Below are 18,600 nucleotides of genomic sequence, written 5' to 3' on the forward strand. Positions count from 1 at the left end.
GGTCGGCGTGACGGGTGCGCCCCCGGTCGGGCGGCCGCACCCGTGAACGCCTCGTCAGGCGGTGGTGCGGGCGGACAGGTGCTCGTGAACGGCGGGCCAGCTGCCGTCCTCGGCGCGGGCGAAGACGATCGTCTCCCGCTCGTGGACGGTCTCCTCACCGGCCCGGGTGGCGATCCTGGTCTCGACGTCGTGGCTGAATACGCCGGTGGAGCCGAGGTGCTGGATCAGCTGTCCGGTGGAGGTGCAGCCCAGGATCCGGAAGTCGTCCTCGGCCACCCACCGCTGCCACAACGCGCGGTACTCGGCCGTGGAGGCGAGCCGCTGCGGCGTGGAGTGGAAGACGAACGTGGCGTCCGGGGCGAAGGAACCGAAGTAGTCGTCGAGGCGCCCCTCCGCGAAGGCGGCGACGAGCGCATCGGCGGCGGCCTGGATCTCCTGGACGGGGGTGCTCTCGGACGTGTTCATGGGTGGCTCCTGGTTACGGGCGGGGAGGGCGCTCAGTGAGCGGCGGCGGGTTCGGCGGCGAGGGACTCCTCCGGACCTCCGGTGATCGGCGGGACCTCGGTGTCCGACGCCCGGACGAGCCGGGGCCCATCCGGCCCGTACACCCCGCGCGGCTCCGGGAACACGGTGAGCAGGGCGAGGTAGAGCACGGCTGCCAGGGCGAGACCGACCGGCAGGGAGATGTCCGCGCCGTTCGCCAGGTTGCCGAGCGGGCCGACGAACTGGCCGGGCAGGTTGGTGAAGAGGAGCGCCACGACGGCGGAGATGACCCAGGTGGACATTCCGCGCCAGTTCCAGCCGTGGTTGAACCAGTAGCGTCCACCGATCTGGCGGCGGTTGAAGACCTGGAGGGCGTCCGCGTCGTACCAGCCGCGCCGGGTGAGGTAGCCGAGAGCCATGACGATCATCCACGGGGCCGTGCACGTGATGATCAGTGTCGCGAAGGTGGAGATGGACTGCGCGAGGTTGAGCGCGAACCGGCCGACGAAGATGAAGGCGATCGACAGGGCCCCGATGAAGAACGTCGACTGGACCCGGCTGAAGCGCGTGAACACGCTGGAGACGTCGAGCCCGGTGCCGTACAGCGCGGTCGTGCCGGTGGAGAGGCCACCGATCAGGGCGATCAGGCAGAGCGGCAGGAAGTACCAGCCGGGCGAGATGGCCAGCAGTCCGCCGACGTAGTTGGGGGCGGCCGGGTCGACGTACTTCGCGGCCTTGGCGGCGATGATCGAGGCGGTCGCCAGGCCGAAGAGGAACGGCAGCAGGGTGGCGATCTGGGCGAGGAACGCGGCGCCCATGACCCGGCGGCGCGGCGTGGCGGTCGGGATGTAGCGGGACCAGTCGCCGAGGAAGGCTCCGAACGAGACCGGGTTGGACAGGACGATCAGCGCGGAGCCGATGAAGGCCGGCCAGAAGAGCGGGTCGGCGGTCGAAGCGAAGGCTCCCGCGTACCCCGGGTCGAAGTCTCCGGCGAAGGCGAAGGCGCCGAGGACGAAGAGCGCCGAGGCGGCGACGACCGCGATCTTGTTGACCAGCAGCATGAACCGGAAGCCGTAGACACAGACGACGAGCACCAGTCCGGCGAAGATCGCGTAGGCGACGCCGTAGCTCACATCGGACTCGGGGAGACCGGCGAGTCGGTGGGCTCCGCCGACGAGTGCGTCACCGGAGGACCACACGGAGATCGAGAAGAACGCGACCGCGGTGAGCAGCGAGAGGAACGAGCCGACGATCCTGCCGTGCACGCCCAGGTGGGCGGAGGAGGAGACGGCGTTGTTGGTGCCGTTGGTCGGCCCGAAGAGCGCCATCGGGGCGAGCAGCAGGGCGCCGACGACCAGACCCAGCACGGTCGCCGCCAGGCCCTGCCAGAAGGAGAGCCCGAAGAGGATCGGGAACGCACCGAGCACACAGGTGGCGAAGGTGTTGGCGCCGCCGAAGGCGAGCCGGAAGAGGTCGAGGGGGCGGGCGGTGCGGTCCGCCTCTGGTATCCGCTCGACCCCGTTGGTCTCGACTTCGGTGATCGAGGAAGTCACGGACGCTCCACCTACTGTTCATGCACGGGGACTGGCCCCTCAGTCTGTGGTGCCGAACCGTGGGCGGCAATTGTGAGAATCACAAAGGGATACGCTGTTGTCTGTGGCCAGCGACAAACTCACCGTTGAGGATCTCCTCTCGTACCCCGCGCTCCAGCTCACCGTGAAGGCGGGCAGCAGCGGTCTGGGCCGCTCGGTCTCCTGGGCGCACGCGAGCGAGTTGGACGATCCGACGCCCTGGCTCCTCGGTGCCGAGGTGATCATGACCACGGGCCTGGCGATGCCGCGTACCGCGGCGGGGCAGCGTGCGTATCTGGAGCGGCTCGACGACGCCGGGGTGTCCGCACTGGCCCTCTCGGCACAGCTGCACATGCCCCCGCTGCACGACGCCTTCTTCCGGGCCGCCGAGGAGCGGGGCATGCCGGTCCTGGAGGTGCCGCTCGCCGTCCCGTTCATCGCGGTGTCCCAGGAGGTCGCCGCGTCGGTCCAGGAGGATGCCCGGCACCGGCTCGGCGCCCAGCTGCAGGTCTTCGGTTCACTGCGCTGGCTGGTCGCCGAGGACCTCGACACGCCGACGCTGTTGCGCCGCCTCGAACGCCTCTCGGGTTACGACGTCTACCTCTGTACGCCGCAGGGGCGCCCCCTCCTGCCCGGCGTGCCCGTGCCCGATCCGGGCGTCCTGCCCGCCTCCGTCGATGCTCCGCCGACCGTGCCCGGCGGGTTCGTGCTGCCCGTTCCGGCGCCCGGCGGCCCGGCGGGGTTCCTCGTCGCCTACGAACGGGAGGGCGCCCAGCCGGCCGGGCTCGCCGTCGTCCAGCACATCGCCACGGTGGCGGCGCTGCGGGTGGCGATGGTGCGCAACGAACGCGAGACGCTCCGCCGGGAGGGTGCGGAGACCCTCGCCGAGCTGCTGCAGGAGGTCCTCGACCCGGAGGCGGCCCGGCGCAGGCTCGCCCGGCACGCGATCGAGGGCGACACCGTGCTGATCGTGGTCCGGCGGACCACGGACGAGGCGCTGCTGCGGTGTCTCCAGGATCATCCGCACCTCCTGCTCACCTGGGGCGAGGACCGCTATGTGCTGGGTGCGCCGCAGCTGGCCGACCGGATCGGTGAACTGCCGGACGTGGCGGCGGGGATGAGCCGCCCGTTCCTGCCGGGCGCCGCACTGCGGGTGGCGCAGCGCGAGGCGCTCTGGGCGGTCTCGAAGGCCGTCGAGTCGGGCCGCCCGGTGATCCGTTACGGGGACGATTCGATGGGCCGCTGGCTGCCCGACGACCCGGCGGTGCTGACCGCGCTGGTCGAACATGTCCTCGGCGCGGTACTGCGTTACGACGAGGCGCACGACTCGCAACTGCTGGTCTCCGCCCGCACCTGGATGGAGCGCGACCGCCGCACGGATGCGGCGGCGGCCGCCCTCCACATCCACCCGAACACCCTCACGTACCGGCTGCGGCGGTTCGGCGCGCTGACCGACCGCGATCTGGCGTCGACAGGAGCGCTGGCGGAGGTGTGGCTGGCGATCCAGGCGGCGGGCGCGCTGGGGCTCACGGACTGAGATCTCCCTGTCGCCGGGCACAGCGGCGGCCGGACGCGCCCGGCTCCGGCATTACGCTCATGGCCAGGACCGGACGGCGGGAACCACGGGCGAGGAGGCAGACGGTGCCGGTGGAAGTCACCTGGTGGGGTCATGCCACCTGCACCATCGAGGACTCCGGAGTCCGTGTCCTGACCGACCCCCTCTTCGTGCGCCGCCTCGCCCACCTGCGCCGCCGCCGCGGCGCGCTCCCGGGCCCCGAGGCCACCGTCGCCGATGTCGTCCTCATCTCCCATCTGCACTCCGACCATCTGCATCTGCCGTCACTGGCCCGCCTCGCGCCCGGCAGCCGGCTGATCGTTCCGCTCGGTGCCGTCCGTTCCGTACCCGGGCTGCGGATGCTGCGCCGGGTGCGCGGGCTGCGGATCACCGAGGTGGCGGCCGGGGACGAGGTGCGGGTCGGCGGTGTGCGGGTACGGGCCGTCCCCGCACAGCACGACGGGCGGCGGCTGCCGGTGGGCCCGCACCGTTCACCCGCGCTGGGCTATGTCGTCGAGGGCGAGGCGCGCACGTACTTCGCCGGGGACACCGGGCTGTTCGACGAGATGGCGGAGGCGGTCGGCCCGGTCGACGTGGCGCTGCTACCGGTCGGCGGCTGGGGCCCGTATCTGGGCCACAGCCATCTGGACGCGGGCCGCGCCGCCCAGGCCCTGGCCCGGCTGGCACCGCGATCGGCCGTGCCGGTGCACTACGGCACGTACTGGCCGATCGGGATGGACGGGGTCCGGCCCCATGAGTTCCACTCGCCGGGCGACGAGTTCGTCCGTAAGGCGGCTCTGCTGGCACCGGACGTGACGGTGCACCGGCTGGCCCACGGGGAGCATGTGCGGCCGGAGGCCGCCAGGTGATCCAGGAGGTCGTGGGGCAGCTGCCCCCTGAGTCGACGCAGCAGGCCGTCGGCTATCCGTCCCTGTTCCTGCTGGTGGCGCTGGGTGCTCTGGTGCCGGTGGTGCCGACCGGGGCGCTGGTGAGTTCGGCGGCCGTGGTGGCGTTCCATCAGACGGACGCGTTCGCGCTGCTGGTGGTGTTCGGGGTGGCGTCATCGGCGGCGTTCCTCGGGGACGTCTGTCTGTACTGGCTGGGGCAGCGCGGGGTGCGGTCCAAGAATGGTTCGAAGTGGCTGCAGGTGATCAGCGACCGGGCGGCGCCGGAGCGTCTGGCCCAGGCGCAGCAGAAGCTGGACGAGCACGGTTCGGTGGTGCTCGTGCTGTCGCGGCTGGTGCCGGCCGGGCGGATTCCGGTGATGCTGGCGTGCCTGCTGGGCCGGATGCCGATGCGCCGGTTCGCCCGGGGGGATGTGCCGGCCTGTCTGGCGTGGGCGGCGACGTATCAGCTGATCGGCATTCTGGGCGGTTCGCTGTTCCCCGAGCCGTGGCAGGGCGTGGTAGCGGCGGTCGGCCTGACGCTGCTGATCAGCGGGGCGCCCGCGGTGTGGCGCAGGGCGCGGGCCCGGTTCAGCCGCTGATGCCCTGGGGTGGCTGGGGGTACCGCGGGGTGCGGGCCCCGTCCAGCACCCGGGAGCCACCGATCGGCAGGTCCCAGAGGTGTTCGCGCGGATGGCCGGCCCGCTGCCAGGCCGCATGGAGCCGGGTGAGCGGTTCGAGTACGGGCTCCGCGGAGAGCAGGAACGTCGCCCAGTGCATCGGTGCCATCGCGCGGGCACCGAGATCCTCGTACGCCTGCACGGCCTCTTCCGGATCGATGTGTACGTCGCCGAGCCACCAGCGCGGTTCGTACGCCCCGATCGGCAGCAGGGCCAGATCGATCCCGGGGTGCCGGCGGCCGATCTCCGTGAACCAGTGCCCGTAGCCGCTGTCCCCGGCGAAGTAGACCCGCTGTCCGTCGCCACCGCCGATGCCGTTGATGATCCATCCGCCCCACAGGGAGCGGCAGGTGTCGGTGAGGGTCCGCTTCGACCAGTGGTGGGAGGGCACGAAATCGAAGCGGACGCCGTTCAGCACCGCCGACTCCCACCAGTCGAGCTCGGTGACGCAGGAGAAGCGGCGGCGCCGGAACCACCGGCCGAGTCCCGCGGGGACGAAGAGCGGGGTGTCCTGCGGCAGTCTGCGCAGGGTGGGGGCGTCGAGGTGGTCGTAGTGGTTGTGACTGATGACCACCGCGTCGACGGCCGGCAGATCCTCCCAGCGGACGCCGACGGGCGTGATCCTGGCGGGTGTGCCGAGGATGCGGCGGGACCAGACGGGGTCGGTGAGGATGGTCAGCCCGCCCGTCCGGACGATCCAGCTGGCGTGTCCGACCCACGTCACGGTGGTCCTGCCCGCGCCGGTGTCGGGCAGCGGTTCGGGGGCGTAGGGGAGCCGGTGGACGCCGCGCAATCCCTCCGCGTCGGGCCGCACGGCGCGCTCATAGGCCAGTCTGGACATGCCCCTGACACCCGGCAGCGGGCCGGTGAGCCGGTCGGCGAACGTGTCGGGCCAGACCCTCACCTCGCCGAGGGGGCGCGGTGACACGATCCGGCCGAGGGGAGCCGGGCGCGTGGGCCCGTCGAGGGAGCGCTCGGTCTGTTCCGTCATCGAGGGACTCCCGTCGCGGAGTGCGTCGTCGAGTGGGTCGTCGCGGGTGCGGCGTCGCGCAGGCCATCGGGGACACCGTCGGGTATGCCGTGGGTATGCCTTCGTCAGCGGAGTTCGCCGAGAGCTGCTGCGAAAATGCTCAGCGCTCGGGCGACGTGCGGCAATTCAAGGGGCTCCACCGCAGTGAGGGACTCCATCTGCTGCTCCGGGGTCGAGCCGAGCAGCGGTCCGGTGCCCAGCCGAACCCGCAGCGCACCCAGTTCGTCGCCGAAGCGGTGGCCGCCCGGGGTGGGAGCGCCGAGGCGTTCGGTGAGGTACTCCTCCAGTTCCAGCGAGTCCGTGACACCTTGGGTGGCCAGCCGGGACCGGAGAGGGCCGAGGTCGGCGTAGAGATGGCGGCCGGCCTGCGGGGGTCTGGCCAGCGCTCCCGAGGCAAGCACCGCCCGGTGGGCCGCGGCCGCGACCTGCGCCTGCAGTCCGGCGGCCAGGCGGAGCCGCGCCGTGACGGGCTCCGGTTCACGCAGCGCGTGGGCGGCCGCGGCAGCCACCGGGCCCGCGACGAGGGCGCCGAGCGCGGTGAGGATGTCGAGGGTACGGGCGTGGCGCGTCGCCGCCCGTTCGGTGTCCGGGAATCTGGCGACCGCGACCGGCCAGGCGGACGGAGTCAGCGCACCGGCCAGATCACTGAGGACGGTGACGTCCTCGGGGCACATCTCGGCGGGGCTGAGCAGGACGGTGTCGTGCGGCCGGTGCAGTGTGTCGCGCCAGGTCTCGTCACTGACGATGTGCATCCCCTCGGCGACCGCGGCCTCGCACGCCTCGCGCACCAGCTCCGGCGGGGCGACGGTGGCGGTCGGGTCGTCGACGACTGAGATCAGCAGGAGCCGGGGTCTGCCGCCCTCGGCGCGCACCCTGCGTACGGTCTCGAGGAGCGCGTACGGATCGGGCACGCCGCCGCACTCGGCCGGGGTCGGCACATGGTAGGCGGGCCGGCCCAGCAGCCGGGCCTGCGGGATCCAGGTGGGGGGGCAGGGGCGCGGCATGAGGACATCGCCGCCGTGTGCGGCGATCAGGGCGAGCAGCAGGGGTGAGGCACCGGGGGCGGCGGCGATGTGCTCCGGTCCGCCGCGCAGACCGCGCCGGATCCAGTAGGCGGCGGCCGCCTCGCGCAGGGCCTCGCCGCCGCCGGTCGGTTCGGGCTCGCTGCGCCCGGCCGCGGCGGCGAGCACGTCGGCCAGTTCGGGCAGCACGGGCAGCCCGGGATCGGGGGCGGGTGGCCCGTACCGAACGGGCCCGCGGTCCTCCCGAAGGGTCCGGGCGGCGGCCCGCCCTGCGCCACTCCCGGCCGGTCCCGCATCCCCGTCCTGCCCGGCCCGCCCGGTCCGCTCCCGCGCCATCCCGGGCCTCCTTCGCTGTCGCTCGGTCACCCTGTCTCGCTCTCAGGGCCCTTTATACGGAGGTTTGAGCGACACCGCTTGCCCGGCCGGGCGACACACCGGCCACCCCCTGGCGGGCCGGCCGGCCGGGAGCACCCTCCCGACCGGCAATGCCACCGGGACCCGACGGCCCCATTGACACTCGACCCACCGCGTCATTACGGTCACGCCAGAATTTCGAACGAGTGACGAAATATCGAACACGTCGAGGGGCAACTCCCGTGCGCATCACCGGAATCAGCACACACGTCGTCGGCACCCCCTGGCGCAACCTCACCTACGTCCAGGTCCATACGGACGAGGGCCTCACCGGTGTCGGCGAGACCCGGATGCTCGGCCGCACCGACGCACTCATCGGCTACCTGCGCGAGGCGGAGACCAACCACATCACCGGCTCCGACCCGTTCGCCGTGGAGGACCTCGTACGCCGGATGAAGTACGGCGACTACGGGCGGGCCGGAGAGATCGTGATGTCCGGCATCGCGGTCGTCGAGATGGCCTGCTGGGACATCAAGGGCAAGGCGCTCGGCGTCCCCGTCTGGCAGCTGCTCGGCGGACAGGTCACCGAGCGGGTCAAGGCGTACGCGAACGGCTGGTACACAACCGAGCGCACCCCGGAGGCGTACCACAAGGCGGCACGGGCCGTCGTCGAGCGCGGCTACCGCGCCCTGAAGATCGACCCGTTCGGGACCGGCCACTTCGAGCTGGGTCAGCAGGAGACCCGGTACGCGGTGTCGCTGATCGAGGCGGTACGGGATGCCATCGGCCCCGACGCCGAGCTGATGCTGGAGATGCACGGCCGGTTCAGCCCGTCGACCGCCGTACGGATCGCCCACGAGATGGCACCGTTCCATCCGGCCTGGCTGGAGGAACCGGTGCCGCCGGAGAACCTCAAGGCTCTGAGCAAGGTCGCCGGCAAGGTCGATCTGCCGATCGCGACCGGTGAACGCATCCACGACCGGATCGAGTTCCGTGAGCTCTTCGAGTCGCAGGCTGCCGACATCATCCAGCCGGACGTCGGCCACATCGGCGGCATCCTGGAGACCCGCAAGCTCGCCGCGACTGCCGAGACCCACTACACACTGATCGCGCCGCACAATGTGGGCGGCTCGGTGCTGACCGCCGCCAGCCTCCAACTCGCGGGCTGCACACCAAACTTCAAGATCCTCGAACACTTCAACGACTTCGCGGACGCCGACATCAAGAAGGTCGTCAAGGGCGCCCCGCAGGTGGACCCCGCAACCGGCTGCTTCGAGCTCTCCCACGCTCCGGGCCTGGGTGTGGAGCTCGATGTGGACGCGGCCGCAGAATTCCCGCAGCAGCAGGCCCGGTTCGATCTGTGGGCCGACGGCTGGGAGAGGAGGCAGCCCAAGTGAGCGGCACCCGCTCACGGTCGGTCACGGTCGAGCGGCCCGGCGAGCACCGGCTGACCAGCGGCCCCGTTCCCGAGCCCGGTCCCGGTGAGGTCCGGGTGCGGGTCGCCGCGGCCGGGATCTGCATGAGCGACCGTGAGGTGTACGACGGCCACCGCGACCCGGCCTACGTCCGTTACCCGGTGGTGCCCGGCCACGAATGGTCCGGGGTGGTCGACGCCCTGGGTGCAGGCGTCGATCCGGCGCTGCTCGGCCGCCGGACGGTCGCCGAGGGCTTCCGGTCCTGCGGCGGATGCGAACGATGCCGGAGCGGGGAGACGTCGCTGTGCACGGCGGGCTACGACGAGACGGGGTTCACCCGGCCCGGGGCGTTCGCCGACCATGTCGTGGTCCCGGCACGGCTGTTGCACCCACTGGCCGACGACGCGGATCTGCGGGCCGCCGCCCTGCTGGAACCGGCCGCGGTGGTCGCTGCGGCCGTACGGGCCGGGGCACCCGAACCGGGCGAGCGCATCGCCGTCGTGGGCGCGGGGACGCTCGGGCTGCTCGCCGTGCAACTGCTCTCCGCCATGTCGCCCGGGGAGCTGACGGTGATCGACCCACGCGATGAACGGGCAGGCCAGGGCCTGGCGTTCGGGGCGAGCGAAGCCCGCACCCCGAAGGAGGCCGACGAGGTGCACGGCCGCTACGACCTGGTCGTGGAGACGGCGGGCGCGCCGTCCACCGCCGCCGACGCCTGCCTGCTGGCGCGGCGCGGCGGCCGGGTGGTGCTCACGGGCATGTTCGCACCGGGTGCCGCCGGTATCGATCCGGTACATCTGTCGCTGAGCCAGCTCACCGTGCGCAGCGTGTTCGGGGCACCGTCGGCGGCCTGGTCCTATGCGGTGCGGGCGTTCACGGCCGGGCTGCTCGATCCGGCGGCGCTGATCACGCACGAGTTCCCGCTGGAGCGGTTCGCGGATGCCGTGGCACTGGTCGGCGGGGGCGGTCCCGGGACGGGCAAGGTGCTGCTGCGCCCGTAGAGCCCCGCCGGCCCCACCGCTCTTCTCTCACCACGCCCGATGCAGCCCTACACCCGCCCACCCGAACCACGTCCGATATATCGAACACGAAAGGTCGCTCATGACCTCGTCCGACTCCCCCGCCCGCCGCCCCGGCGAGCCCGCGCTCACCGCGCTCGGGCTGGGCGCGCCCACCGCCGACCCGGCCGACACCTCCCCGTACGCCTTCCCCGACGGTGGCACCTGGCGGACCGAGGTCCCGTCCGTCGAAGGCCCCGAGGCCCTCTCCGTCGCCCTCAAGGAGTCCTCCCGGCTCGATGTACCGATCCATCGGATCAGCCAGGGCAGCGGCATCTGGATGCTCAGCGACGCCGAGATCACCGAGATGGTCGAGGGCTGCGCCGAACGCGGCGTCGAGCTCTGCCTGTTCACCGGACCACGCGGAAGCTGGGACACGGGCGCCGCCACCCGTACCGACTCGGGCGGCGCGGGGCTGCGCGCCCGCGGCCATGACGCGCTGGCCGGCTGTGTCGAAGACGCAGTGCGGGCATCCGAGTTGGGTGTGAAATGCCTGCTCGTCGCCGACGAAGGGGTGCTCTGGACACTGCACCGGCTGCGTACCCGGGGCGTACTGCCGGCCGATACGACGTTCAAGGTGTCGGCGCTCATCGGGCCGGTGAACCCGGCCTCCTTCGCGGTCCACGAACAGCTCGGCGCCGACTCGATCAACGTTCCGTCCGACCTGACTCTTGCTCATTTCACCGAGATCCGACGGGTGTCGGGCGCGCCGATGGACCTCTACATCGAGGCGCCGGACGACCTCGGTGGCTATGTGCGGATGTACGAGGCCGCCGAGCTGATCCGTCGCGGCGCCCCGATCTATCTCAAGTTCGGCCTGTCCAGGGCGCCGGGCATCTATCCGTACGGCGCGCATCTGCGTGACGTCGCGCTGGACACGGCCCGCGAGCGGGTGCGTCGGGGGCGGCTGGCCCTCGACCTGCTGGCCCGGCACGGCGCCGGCACGAACATGTCACCGCTCGGCTCCCGGCTGCCCGGCCCGCTGCGCCGCTTCACGGTTGAGTAGCGAGTAGCGCGCAGCGAGGTCGGGTTCCTCGAACCTCCCTCGCCCGATTCAGCCCGCGAAGGCCGCCCCCGGCATCCCTTGCCCCGCGCCCGGCAGCACCAACAGCGAACCGGACAGCGGGTGCGGGGCGGCGAGCCCCGTCCGGGCCGTGGAGATGTACAGGTCGCGCAGGTCCGTACCGCCGAAGGCACAGGCCGTCGGGCGCCGCACCGGCAGTGGGACGGTCCGGTCAAGCGCGCCGCCGGCCGTGTAGCGACGCAGCGCCCCTCCGTCCCACAGGGCGACCCATATGCATCCGTCGGCATCGACCGTCAGCCCGTCGGGGAAACCCGCCCCCTCCTCGACCGTCGCGAACGGCCGCCGGTTCAGGGCGCGCCGACCGTCGAAGTCGAAGACGTCGATGCGGCGCGTCGGGGTGTCGATGTAGTACATGAGCCGCCCGTCCGGGCTCCATCCGATGCCATTGCTGCAGGCAACCACGGGCAGCACCGGGGTGACCGTGCCGTCGGGCGCGATGCGGGCCAGGCCGCCACCGACCTCCGCCTCGTCGTAGCGCATGGTGCCCGCCCACAGCGCCCCGTCGGGCGCCACGGCCGCATCGTTGCCGCGCCGCCCGGGCTCGGGGTCGTGCACCAGCCAGCGGAAGGCGCCGTCGGAGTCGTAGAGTCCGATGCCGTCGCGCAGATTGACGACCAGCCCGCCGCCCGCGCGCGGCTTTGCCGCTCCGACATGCTGCTCGGTGGCCATGACCGTGCGGCGGCCGCTCGCCGGGTCGTAGGTGTGGACGCGGGCGGAAAGAATGTCGACCCAGATCAGCCGACCGGTCGCCGGGTCCCAGGTCGGGCCCTCACCGAGCTCGGCCCGCTCCCGCACGGCCACGTCGAGGCGCATCCTGCTCACTGCTCCCTCCGGTGGTGTCCGAGACGGGCGGAGAGGGCGTCCGCGCCGTCCACCGCAAGGACCGCCAGCTCCTGCTCGCGCTTCTCGCTCCAGCGGATCACCGGTACGGAGATGGAGAGCGCGGCGACGACCCGGCCCGCCCGGTCCCGCACCGGAGCCGCCACACAGCTCACATCCGGATTGGACTCACGGTGCTCCACCGCGATGCCCCGTTCCCGCACGCCGGTGAGCACGGTCCGCAACTCGGCAGGGTCCGTGATGCTGTTGGGGGTCATGCCGGTGAGTTCGCGGCCGTCGAGCCGGGCGTCGAGCTCCCGGTCGGGCAGGGTGGCGAGCAGCATCTTGCCGACAGAGGTGCAGTGGGCGGGCAGCCTGCGTCCGGCCGCCGAGACCATCCGTACCGCATGGGTGGAGTCCACCTTGGCGATATAGATGACGTCGGTGTCCTCCAGGATCGCCACATGAACCGTCTCGCCGCAGGTCTCGGCGACCTCGCGGGCCACCTGCTGTCCCTCCGCGGCGAGGTCGAGCTGCTCGGCGTACCGGCTGCCGAGCTGATAGGTGCGGACACCGAGGCGGTAGCGGCCCGGCTGATCCGGGAGCGCCACCAGGTACGAGCGGGCGGCGAGGGTGGTCAGCAGCTCGTGAACGGTGGTGCGCGGCAGCTGGAGTTTGCGGGTGACCTCGGGCGCGGAGAGTGTTCCGTCGCCGTGGAGGAAGAGTTCGAGTACGTCCAGGGCTCTGGTCACCGCAGGGACGAGTCGCCCCATGTTGTGCACCCACCTCTCGCGTTCGACACTCCGACCATTGGCCGGAATCGCGAACACAGGCTAGTCGTAGCGCACTTGTGACGGCAATGCCGCCGACCCGCCCCGACGCCCAGCCGAAACGTCGACATAAACCGTTTACTGCCCCTTTGTCACACCTGCCGCCCGAGCAGCGCGAGCAGCTCGGTCTGCGGGTCCGCGCCCTTCTCGGTCTTGACCGGCGGGGCGAACAGACCGGTCTGCGACAGTCCCTTCACGTACGGCCCGACCTCGCGCCGGGTGAACTCGACGAGGCCCTCCGGCAGCAGTTCGTCGGAGCCGATCGCCCGGGAGAGGTCCCAGGAGTGCACTACGGCGTCGCTCACCATCTGCGCGCAGTAGGCGTCGGCGGCGCTGTCCCCGTACGAGAGATTCACGGTCCGCTTCAGCGCTCCGGGGGCCGCGAACGCCTTGCGGGCCTCCGCCGCCGCACGGTCCCACACCGTCACCGGGTCGTCGCCCAGCACATCGCCGTCGAAGGCGTCACCGACCTCGGCGACGGTACGTCCCTCCGTCAGCAGCATCGGGACCCAGAGCTGCTCGGACGTGAGATGGGTGACCAGATCGCGGACGGACCACTCGGTGCACGGCGTCGATGCGGACCACTGGTCGTCGCGCACGGCATGCACCCGGTCCGTGAAGAGCTGGAGTGCCTCGGCGTGCCGGTCGAGCAGGTCGCGGGCGGAGGGAGTGTGAGATGCCATGTGACCACTGTCTCCGTCGGAAGAGCCGCGCGCGAGCGCGTCTGCTGCTTCGGCGCGGCCGAAAAGGGTATCCGCAGTCCCATGTCGTCTCCGAGCAACGCGTCCTCAGTCCCCTCGCCCACCGGACTCCGTACCTGGCTGCACCGGGGCGATCTCGCCGTCTTCCGGAGCGTGGCCGGCCGGCACTGGCCGGGCGCCGGCCCCGTACTGCCACGGCTGAGCCGCAGCGCCGATCACGGGCTGCTGTGGTTCGGCGCCGCGGCGGGCATGGCGGTACTGGGCGGCAGCGCCCGGGCCCGGCGTGCCGCGCTCCGCGGGGTGGTCTCGCTGGCCGTGGCCTCGGCCGCGATCAATACCGTGGGGAAGGGTGCGGTGCGCAGGGAGCGGCCGGTACTGGACGCCGTGCCGGTGATACGGCGGCTCACGCGCCAGCCGTTCACCACCTCCTTCCCGTCCGGGCATGCCGCGTCGGCGGCGGCCTTCGCGACGGGTGTCGCCCTCGAATCGAAGGGCTGGGGTGCGGCGGTCGCCCCGCTCGCGCTGGCGGTCGCCGCCTCCCGCGTCTATACGGGGGTCCACTATCCGAGTGATGTGCTGGCCGGTGCGGCGCTCGGCATAGGAGCCGCGTTCGCGCTGCGCGGTGTCGTACCGACGCGAGGACAGCTGCCCGCACCGGGCAGACCGCCCGCGCATGCGCCTGCTCTGCCGGGCGGCCGGGGCCTGGTGGTCGTCGTCAACCAGGAGTCCGGCTCGGCGACGGCCACGGCCTCGCTGGTGCGCGACTCGCTGCCGCTCGCCGAGGTGGTGGAGTGCGCGCCCGGCGAGCTCTCCGCCGAACTGGAGAAGGCCGCCGGACAGGGCCATGCGCTCGGGATCTGCGGGGGCGACGGCACGGTCAACAGCGCCGCTGCTGTCGCCGCTGCGCACCGTGTGCCGCTCGCGGTGTTCCCCGGCGGAACCCTCAACCACTTCGCCTACGACCTGGGCATCGAGACGGTGGACGACGTATGTGCCGCGCTGGCAGCGGGCGATGCGGTACGGGTGGACCTCGGCCGCTTCCGGCCGGGGCCGGACGGGCCGGCCGGCGCGCCGGGCTATTTCCTCAACGCCTTCAGCCTGGGGGCCTATCCGGAGCTGGTACGGACCCGCGAGCACTGGGCACCGCGTATCGGCGGCTGGCCGGCAGGCGTCCTGGCGGCGCTCCACGTACTGCGCGGCGATCGCCCGCTGGAGGCCGAACTGCAGGGAGAGCGACGGCCGTTGTGGCTGTTGTTCGTGGGCAACGGCCTGTTCCGGCGAGTGGGCCCGGCGCCGGGCCGACGCCACAACCTCGCGGACGGACTGCTGGACGTCCGGGCGGTGCACGGCGGCCGCACACCCGGTCTTCGCCTCCTCGCGGCTGCGGTCGCGGGCCCGTTGACCCGCTCCCCCGTGCATGCGGCGGTACGGCTTCGCAGGGTGCGGATCGCCGGCCTGACCCCGGGAACGCCCTATGCGTACGACGGCGAAGTAGCGCACAGCCAGAGGGAGTTGGTGATCGACAAGCTTCCGGAGGCGCTGACCGTCTACTGCCCGATGCCTGTGTGAGCCATCGAGTCGTCGTCCATATAACAAGACGCCCATCTCACGATCCGACATCTCGGCGTACCGTTGGTGCCACGCTCAGCGCTTCGCATCACGCTCCGAGAGGGGACGCACAGCCATGCCGAAGGAAACCGCCGTCTACACCCACGGCCACCACGAGTCGGTGCTGCGCTCGCACCGCTGGCGCACTGCCGCCAACTCGGCGGCCTATCTGATCGGCGAACTCCGGCCGGGCATGGCGGTGCTGGACGTCGGCTGCGGTCCGGGCACCATCACCGCGGATCTGGCGGCACTGGTCGCCCCCGGCCGGGTGACCGCCGTCGACACCACCGGGGAGATCCTGGACCAGGCCGCCGAGGTCGCCGCCGAACGCGGCCTGGACAACATCGAGTTCACCACCGCCGACGTGCACGACCTGGACTTCCCCGACGACTCCTTCGACGTCGTGCACGCCCACCAGGTGCTGCAACATGTGGGCGACCCGGTGCAGGCACTGCGCGAGATGCGGAGGGTGTGCCGCCCCGGCGGCATCGTCGCGGCCCGCGACAGCGACTACGCGGCGATGGCCTGGTACCCCGAAGTGCCGGTCATGGACGAGTGGCAGGAGCTGTACAGGCGGGTGGCCCGCACCAATGGCGGCGAGCCGGATGCGGGCCGGCGGCTGCTCTCCTGGGCCCGGCAGGCCGGCTTCACCGACATCACCCCGTCCGCCGCCGCCTGGTGTTTCGCCACACCGGAGAACCGGGTCTGGTGGAGCGGTCTGTGGGCGGACCGTACGGTCGGCTCGGTGTACGCGAAGCTGGCCGTGGACGGTGGCCATGCGACCACCGAGCAGCTGAACGACATCGCGGCGGCCTGGCGCACCTGGGGTGAGCAGGACGATGCATGGTTCATGGTCCCGCACGGCGAAGTGCTCTGCCGTGCCTGACCCAGCCGGGCCGGCCGCGGGAATCGATCACGGGTCGCGGCCTCGCCAACTACCCTGTTCCGCATGGAAATTCTGGGAACCACGCTGCGCATCTGCGTCGACGACCTGGAGGCCGCGGTGGCCTTCTACGAGGACCTCACGGCCAGTCCGGCGCTGCGCTTCGAGCGCGGCGGTGTCTCGGTCGCCGCGATCAGCTGCTTTCTGCTGATGAGTGGCCCCGAGTCGGAGCTGGAGATCCTGCGCAAGGTGACGGCCACGATCGCGGTGAAGAACGTCGACGACGCGCATGAGTCACTCACCCGCGTCGGCGCCCGGATACTCGCGGGCCCGGTGCCGACCCCGGTCGGCCGGAACCTGATCGCGGTCCACCCGGACGGCTCGGTCTTCGAGTACGTCGACCGGAACCTGCCGGCCTGATCCGGCAGGTTCCGCAACTCCTGACGTCGCTCCGTACCCACGCGCGCCGGCACCTCGCCGGCCGGTCCGCACGTGGGCCGCTCACTCCGACGAGTGTCCGGTCAGCTCTTCGGGCGCATCCGGTAGTTGTAGGCGTCGGGCAGCGGCTGGTCGGTGAGCGCCGACCAGACCTCGTCCAGGATCTCCGCCCCCTCCCGCAGATCCGCGACCTCGAAGCCCTCGTCGAAGACGGCCCGGGCCGCCGCACGGTCGCCCTCGGCGAGCAGGAGCCGGGCTTCCAGCAGGCGGAACCGGCCGCGCTGCCGGATCGCCGGCCGCAGCCCGTCCCACACCGTGCGTGCCCCGTCGGTCCGCCCGGCCGCCAGCAACGCCTCTATCGCCTCATGGCCGAGCGCCGTGGTGGCGGCGGTCCAGGCTTCGCCGTCGTCCCGGCGTTCCGCGCAGAGGTCCTCGAACGCCTCGGCGTAGTGGTCGGCGACCCTGTTCCGCTGGCCGCCCTCCTGGGCGGCGACGGCCAGGCAGCGCAGCAGCGGCCAGCGGGACGGGGCGAGGGCCAGACCGCGCTCCCAGCTGCGGACCGCCTGGGCGCGGTCACCGGCGTGCCACTGGGCGACGCCGAGGTGGTACTCGGTGAGAGGTTCGGCGGATGCCGTCTCCAGCATGTCGCGCCAGTGCGCGGAGACGAGCGAGGGTCCGGGCGGCGTCACGCGGCGCGGCTCGGGGAAGGCGCCCTGGTCGAGCAGGTGCAGCCAGGGTGCCTGCTGTTCGCCGAGGGTCGACTCGGCGAACGGTGTGCCCGGGAGTCGGTACTTGCCGCGCCGGACTTCGAGGGCGCCCCAGCCGGAACCGGTGGCGAGGGACTCGCCGGGCTCGGTGTCGGCGTGCGGGCGCCAGGCCGCGTACGCGGCGTCGACGTCGGCGCGCGGAAGGGCTTCGGCGAGGCGCTGTTCGGTCTCGGAGCGGGCCGCGGCCCAGTCGTCGCCGTGCACGACACCGGGGTCGGCGGTCAGCGGTCCGTACGACTCCAGCCAGCTGAACTCGGCGCCGGGTTCGAGCGGAATGTGCTCCAGCTGGGTACGGGCGAGTCCTGCCTGGATCTCCGCGTAGCCGACGGTGCCGGGTTCGGTGAGCCACTGCTGCCACCGTCGCCCGCCGGGCCCGCTGCCCCAGAGGAAGAGCTTGCGGCCGCGCAGCAGGTCGGTGGAGGTCTGGACGAGTCCGTGACCGTCCTCGTCGAGGGACGCGATCCAGCGGCGGGTGCCGTCCGACACCTCGTAGAAGTAGTCGGCGGGAAAGTCGCTGCGCAGCGGGTACGTACGGTCGACGGAACCGGTCTCCGGCACGGGGACCCGGGTCAGGGTCCGCTCGTAACCGAAGTGCCAGGCCTCGTCGGCAGGGGCCAGGACGCGGGACCGCGCGCCCTCGGGGACGGCGATGTTGGACCACCAGTAGACGGGCGCGGTGTGCTCGTGCGGATTGCGTATCCGTACCCCGACGTGGAGGAAGTCGGAGTCCTCCGGCAGCCAGAGGTCCACCTGGAACGGCAGGTCGCGGAGCCGCTCCCACTCCCAGAGCCGGACCATCTCACCGCCGTCGGGTGCGGGGACGCGGGCGGCGTGCACCGGGGCACAGGACAGTGTGGTGTGGCCGGTCGCACCGATGTTCCACTCGATGCCGCCGGAGAACCAGGCGCCGTTGAGGGCGAAGTCGGCAGGCTGCAGGACGGGGTTGGTGTAGAGCAGTTCCCGGCCGGTCGGCTTGTGGTGCAGGGAGTGGATCCGGCCGCCGAGGCCGGGCAGGACGGTGGCCCGGAGCCGGTCGTTCTCGATGACGATCGCGTCCAGGTCGGTGGGGGTCCGCTCGCGCCCGTACCCGTCGAGAATGCGCACCGGCAGGACGGTGGTCAGCGGCTCGTAGCCGAGCTGCCGAGCCATGTCGCGCGGCAGCCCGGCCCGGTCACGGTCGTCGACGACATGCATCTCGTCGAGCGGCCGCAACGCGGGCAGCGGGTTTTCCGGGCCCAGCGGTGCGGCGGGCAGAGTCAGTACGGCACGTCGTACGGTCGTGGCCAAAGCAACCTCGCTCCCTCGCGCGGGCCGCCGCAGGTCCGGGCGCCCCCCGATGACCATGGAACACTCTCGAAGCCGCCCCGACCAGGGGCGTCGCCGTCAGACTTCGGCAAAGGCCGTCACCGGCGTCGACG

The 18,600-nt window shown here is 72.0% G+C and carries 17 protein-coding genes; 9 read left to right on the plus strand and 8 right to left on the minus strand.

Annotated elements, in window-relative coordinates:
- Positions 1-54: 54 nt before the first annotated feature.
- Both OHB49_RS08495 and OHB49_RS08500 read right to left on the minus strand, forming a co-directional pair.
- Positions 55-465 (minus strand): YybH family protein, encoded by a 411-nt coding sequence (locus OHB49_RS08495; protein WP_329159187.1) that lies wholly within the window; start codon positions 463-465, stop codon positions 55-57.
- A 32-nt stretch (positions 466-497) separates the two neighbouring features.
- A complete protein-coding gene (locus tag OHB49_RS08500; protein ID WP_329159189.1) occupies positions 498-2,036 on the minus strand; it encodes a purine-cytosine permease family protein in 1,539 nt (512 codons plus the stop codon).
- A gap of 103 nt (positions 2,037-2,139) precedes the next feature.
- Between OHB49_RS08500 and OHB49_RS08505 the strand changes: the two genes are divergently transcribed.
- The 3 genes from OHB49_RS08505 to OHB49_RS08515 all read left to right on the plus strand — a co-directional run bounded on the left by OHB49_RS08505 (position 2,140) and on the right by OHB49_RS08515 (position 5,095).
- Complete coding sequence (locus tag OHB49_RS08505; RefSeq protein ID WP_030971915.1) at positions 2,140-3,591, plus strand: PucR family transcriptional regulator; 1,452 nt, start codon at positions 2,140-2,142, stop codon at positions 3,589-3,591.
- A 104-nt stretch (positions 3,592-3,695) separates the two neighbouring features.
- Positions 3,696-4,478 (plus strand): MBL fold metallo-hydrolase, encoded by a 783-nt coding sequence (locus OHB49_RS08510; RefSeq protein WP_030971913.1) that lies wholly within the window; start codon positions 3,696-3,698, stop codon positions 4,476-4,478.
- Positions 4,475-5,095 carry a DedA family protein gene (locus OHB49_RS08515; protein WP_329159192.1) on the plus strand — a complete coding sequence of 207 codons (621 nt, stop codon included), beginning with the start codon at positions 4,475-4,477 and terminating at the stop codon, positions 5,093-5,095. Before OHB49_RS08510 ends, OHB49_RS08515 begins: the two co-directional genes overlap by 4 nt.
- Here OHB49_RS08515 and OHB49_RS08520 read toward each other — a convergent pair.
- Positions 5,085-6,164 carry an MBL fold metallo-hydrolase gene (locus OHB49_RS08520; RefSeq protein ID WP_329159195.1) on the minus strand — a complete coding sequence of 360 codons (1,080 nt, stop codon included), beginning with the start codon at positions 6,162-6,164 and terminating at the stop codon, positions 5,085-5,087. The two genes, OHB49_RS08515 and OHB49_RS08520, sit on opposite strands and share 11 nt — an antisense overlap.
- Before the next feature lie 104 nt (positions 6,165-6,268).
- Positions 6,269-7,561, minus strand: a complete 1,293-nt coding sequence (locus tag OHB49_RS08525; protein WP_329159198.1) for an aminotransferase class I/II-fold pyridoxal phosphate-dependent enzyme — start codon at positions 7,559-7,561, stop codon at positions 6,269-6,271.
- A 260-nt stretch (positions 7,562-7,821) separates the two neighbouring features.
- Here OHB49_RS08525 and OHB49_RS08530 point away from each other — a divergent pair, with 260 nt between their 5' ends.
- The 3 genes from OHB49_RS08530 (at position 7,822) to OHB49_RS08540 (ending at position 11,058) form a co-directional block, all read left to right on the plus strand.
- Complete coding sequence (locus OHB49_RS08530) at positions 7,822-8,976, plus strand: mandelate racemase/muconate lactonizing enzyme family protein (protein WP_329159201.1); 1,155 nt, start codon at positions 7,822-7,824, stop codon at positions 8,974-8,976.
- Positions 8,973-9,995 (plus strand): zinc-dependent alcohol dehydrogenase, encoded by a 1,023-nt coding sequence (locus tag OHB49_RS08535; protein WP_329159203.1) that lies wholly within the window; start codon positions 8,973-8,975, stop codon positions 9,993-9,995. The genes OHB49_RS08530 and OHB49_RS08535 overlap by 4 nt, the downstream gene beginning before the upstream one ends.
- Positions 9,996-10,095: 100 nt before the next feature.
- Entirely contained in the window at positions 10,096-11,058 is a 963-nt protein-coding gene (locus OHB49_RS08540; RefSeq protein ID WP_329159205.1) for a hypothetical protein, read from the plus strand.
- Between the two features lie 48 nt (positions 11,059-11,106).
- Here the strand turns inward: OHB49_RS08540 and OHB49_RS08545 are convergent, their stop codons facing one another.
- The 3 genes from OHB49_RS08545 to OHB49_RS08555 all read right to left on the minus strand — a co-directional run bounded on the left by OHB49_RS08545 (position 11,107) and on the right by OHB49_RS08555 (position 13,468).
- Positions 11,107-11,949, minus strand: coding sequence for an SMP-30/gluconolactonase/LRE family protein (locus tag OHB49_RS08545; RefSeq protein WP_030971898.1), 843 nt, complete (start codon positions 11,947-11,949; stop codon positions 11,107-11,109).
- 5 nt (positions 11,950-11,954) lie between these two features.
- On the minus strand, positions 11,955-12,728 hold the full coding sequence (locus tag OHB49_RS08550) for an IclR family transcriptional regulator (protein WP_329159208.1): 774 nt from the start codon (positions 12,726-12,728) through the stop codon (positions 11,955-11,957).
- 149 nt (positions 12,729-12,877) lie between these two features.
- Positions 12,878-13,468, minus strand: coding sequence for a TIGR03086 family metal-binding protein (locus OHB49_RS08555; RefSeq protein ID WP_329159210.1), 591 nt, complete (start codon positions 13,466-13,468; stop codon positions 12,878-12,880).
- An 81-nt stretch (positions 13,469-13,549) separates the two neighbouring features.
- On the opposite strand from OHB49_RS08555, the gene OHB49_RS08560 reads away from it, so the two are divergent.
- From OHB49_RS08560 to OHB49_RS08570, 3 genes are all read left to right on the plus strand, one after another.
- Positions 13,550-15,055: a bifunctional phosphatase PAP2/diacylglycerol kinase family protein gene (locus OHB49_RS08560; RefSeq protein ID WP_329159211.1), complete on the plus strand. Its 1,506-nt coding sequence runs from the start codon at positions 13,550-13,552 to the stop codon at positions 15,053-15,055.
- Positions 15,056-15,170: 115 nt separating this feature from the next.
- Positions 15,171-15,980 (plus strand): class I SAM-dependent methyltransferase, encoded by an 810-nt coding sequence (locus OHB49_RS08565; RefSeq protein WP_326745605.1) that lies wholly within the window; start codon positions 15,171-15,173, stop codon positions 15,978-15,980.
- A 63-nt stretch (positions 15,981-16,043) separates the two neighbouring features.
- Entirely contained in the window at positions 16,044-16,397 is a 354-nt protein-coding gene (locus OHB49_RS08570) for a VOC family protein (RefSeq protein ID WP_030971888.1), read from the plus strand.
- A gap of 101 nt (positions 16,398-16,498) precedes the next feature.
- Here the strand turns inward: OHB49_RS08570 and OHB49_RS08575 are convergent, their stop codons facing one another.
- Complete coding sequence (locus OHB49_RS08575) at positions 16,499-18,469, minus strand: DUF5107 domain-containing protein (protein ID WP_329159216.1); 1,971 nt, start codon at positions 18,467-18,469, stop codon at positions 16,499-16,501.
- Between the last annotated feature and the right edge of the window lie 131 nt (positions 18,470-18,600).

Source organism: Streptomyces sp. NBC_01717, from assembly GCF_036248255.1.
Taxonomy (GTDB): domain Bacteria; phylum Actinomycetota; class Actinomycetes; order Streptomycetales; family Streptomycetaceae; genus Streptomyces.